Raw genomic sequence first — 3,198 nt, 5'->3', positions numbered from 1 at the left:
GGTGCGGTTTTCCTGTTTGTTGTTTGTGAATTGCATAGTGGACGCGAGCATCTTTTGTGGCCAAGTTTTTTAGGGCACACGGTGGATGCCTTGGCATCAGGAGCCGATGAAGGACGTGGGAGGCTGCGTTAAGCCTCGGGGAGTCGCCAACCAGACGTTGATCCGGGGATGTCCGAATGGGGAAACCTGGCACCAGTCATGTGGTGTCGCCGCCGTCTGAATGTATAGGGCGGTTGGTGGTAACGCGGGGAAGTGAAACATCTCAGTACCCGTAGGAGAAGAAAACAATAGTGATTCCGTTAGTAGTGGTGAGCGAACGCGGATGAGGCTAAACCGGGCGCGTGTGATCAGCCGGCAGGCGTTGCGTGTCCGGGGTCGTGGGATCCCTCTTGTGGTCTCTGCCGGGACTGCGGGGAGTGATAAATCTGTGGGGTAGCCGAGCCTGTTGGGATGCAGGGCCGTAGACCGTGACAGCCGGGTAGGCGAAACTTCATGGACTTCCTTGAGGGTGTTCCCAAGTAGCACGGGGCTCGAGAAATCCTGTGTGAATCTGCCAGGACCACCTGGTAAGCCTGAATACTTCCTGATGACCGATAGTGGACCAGTACCGTGAGGGAAAGGTGAAAAGCGCCCCGGTGAGGGGTCGTGAAATAGTACCTGAAACCGTGTGCCTACAAGCCGTGGGAGCGTACACCGGGCTTGCCTGGTGTGTGATGTGACCGCGTGCCTTTTGAAGAATGAGCCTGCGAGTCATGGTGTGTGGCGAGGTTAACCCGTGTGGGGGAGCCGTAGCGAAAGCGAGTCTGAATAGGGCGATCGATAGTCGCATGTTGTGGACCCGAAGCGGGGTGATCTACGCATGGGCAGGTTGAAGCGCGGGTAAGACCGTGTGGAGGACCGAACCCACCAGGGTTGAAAACCTGGGGGATGATCTGTGTGTAGGGGTGAAAGGCCAATCAAACTCCGTGATAGCTGGTTCTCCCCGAAATGCATTTAGGTGCAGCGTTGCGTGGTCCTTGCCGGAGGTAGAGCACTGGTTGGCTGATGGGCCTTACCGGGTTACTGACGTCAGCCAAACTCCGAATGCCGGTGAAGTGTAGCGTGGCAGTGAGACCGCGGGGGATAAGCTTCGTGGTCGAGAGGGAAACAGCCCAGATCGCCGACTAAGGCCCCTAAGGGTGTGCTAAGTGGGAAAGGATGTGGAGTCGCAGTGACAACCAGGAGGTTGGCTTAGAAGCAGCCATCCTTGAAAGAGTGCGTAATAGCTCACTGGTCAAGTGATTCCGCGCCGACAATGTAGCGGGGCTTAAGCACACCGCCGAAGTCGCGGCACTACCATCCATGTGGTGGTGGTGGGTAGGGGAGCGTCGTGCGTGCTGTGAAGCGTTCTGGTGATGGGGCGTGGAGTGCGTGCGAGTGAGAATGCAGGCATGAGTAGCGATTCGAGGGTGGGAAACCCTCGCGCCGGATGACCAAGGGTTCCTGGGGCAGGTTGATCCGCCCAGGGTAAGTCGGGGCCTAAGGCGAGGCCGACAGGCGTAGTCGATGGATGACGGGTTGATATTCCCGTACCCGCTAGCACGCGCCAATACCGAGCCCAGTGATACTAAGACTTGCTCGAGCATCTGTCCGGCTTCGGCCGGCGGGTAGGAGAGGGGTCGGCCTGATCTGGTAGTAGGTAAGCGATGGGGTGACGCAGGAGGGTAGCCCAGCCCAGGCGATGGTTGTTCCTGGGGTAAGCATGTAGGGACGGAGCGCAGGCAAATCCGTGCTCCCGTTAGACAGTCCTGAGGTGTGATGCCGAGCCGATTGTGGCGAAGTGGGTGATCCCATGCTGCCGAGAAAAGCCTCTAGCGAGTGTGCCGGCGGCCCGTACCCGAAACCGACTCAGGTGGTCAGGTAGAGAATACCGAGGCGATCGGGTGAACTGTGGTTAAGGAACTCGGCAAATTGCCCCCGTAACTTCGGGAGAAGGGGGGCCTCTGCTGGTGATAGCACGTGCTGCTTGAGCTGGTGGGGGTCGCAGTGGCCAGGGGGAAGCGACTGTTTACTAAAAACACAGGTCCGTGCGAAGTCGTAAGACGATGTATACGGACTGACGCCTGCCCGGTGCCGGAACGTTAAGGGGACCGCTCAACTCGGGGTTTTGCCTCGGGTGAAGGTGAGAACTTAAGCGCCGGTAAACGGCGGTGGTAACTATAACCATCCTAAGGTAGCGAAATTCCTTGTCGGGTAAGTTCCGACCTGCACGAATGGCGTAACGACTTCCCCGCTGTCTCAACCGCAGACCCGGCGAAATTGCAGTACGAGTAAAGATGCTCGTTACGCGCAGCAGGACGGAAAGACCCCGGGACCTTCACTACAGCTTGACATTGGTGTTTGGGACGGCTTGTGTAGGATAGGTGGGAGACGGTGAAGCCTTCACGCTAGTGGGGGTGGAGTCATTGGTGAAATACCACTCTGGTCGTTTTGGATGCCTGAACCCGCGCCCGTGGATCCGGGTGGGGGACAGTGTCTGGTGGGTAGTTTAACTGGGGCGGTTGCCTCCTAAAGAGTAACGGAGGCGCCCAAAGGTTCCCTCAGCCTGGTTGGCAATCAGGTGGTGAGTGTAAGTGCACAAGGGGGCTTGACTGTGAGACCGACGGGTCGAGCAGGAGCGAAAGCTGGGACTAGTGATCCGGCACCGGCGTGTGGAAGCGGTGTCGCTCAACGGCTAAAAGGTACCCCGGGGATAACAGGCTGATCTTCCCCAAGAGTCCATATCGACGGGATGGTTTGGCACCTCGATGTCGGCTCGTCGCATCCTGGGGCTGGAGTAGGTCCCAAGGGTTGGGCTGTTCGCCCATTAAAGCGGTACGCGAGCTGGGTTTAGAACGTCGCGAGACAGTTCGGTCCCTATCCGCTGCGCGCGCAGGAGACTTGAAAGGAGCTGTCCCTAGTACGAGAGGACCGGGACGGACGAACCTCTGGTGTGCCAGTTGTACCGCCAGGTGCATGGCTGGTTGGCTACGTTCGGCAGGGATAACCGCTGAAAGCATCTAAGCGGGAAGCTCGCCTTGAGATGAGGTCTCCCACCCCTGCAAGGGGGGTAAGGCTCCCAGTAGACGACTGGGTTGATAGGCCGGAGGTGTACACACTGTAAGGTGCCCAGCCGACCGGTACTAATAGGCCGAGGACTTGACCACAAAAACATTCCAA

The 3,198-nt window shown here is 58.3% G+C and carries 1 rRNA gene; it reads left to right on the top strand.

Annotated features, from left to right (window positions below):
- Positions 1–58: 58 nt before the first annotated feature.
- A 23S ribosomal RNA gene (locus ABGB17_RS38690) occupies positions 59–3,185 on the top strand.
- The last annotated feature ends 13 nt before the right edge of the window (positions 3,186–3,198 follow it).

It is taken from the genome of Sphaerisporangium sp. B11E5 (assembly GCF_039871875.1).
In the GTDB taxonomy this organism is placed as follows: domain Bacteria; phylum Actinomycetota; class Actinomycetes; order Streptosporangiales; family Streptosporangiaceae; genus Sphaerisporangium.
The sequence above is the reverse complement of the archived record's forward strand: the minus strand, read 5'-3'. Positions and strand labels throughout refer to the sequence as shown.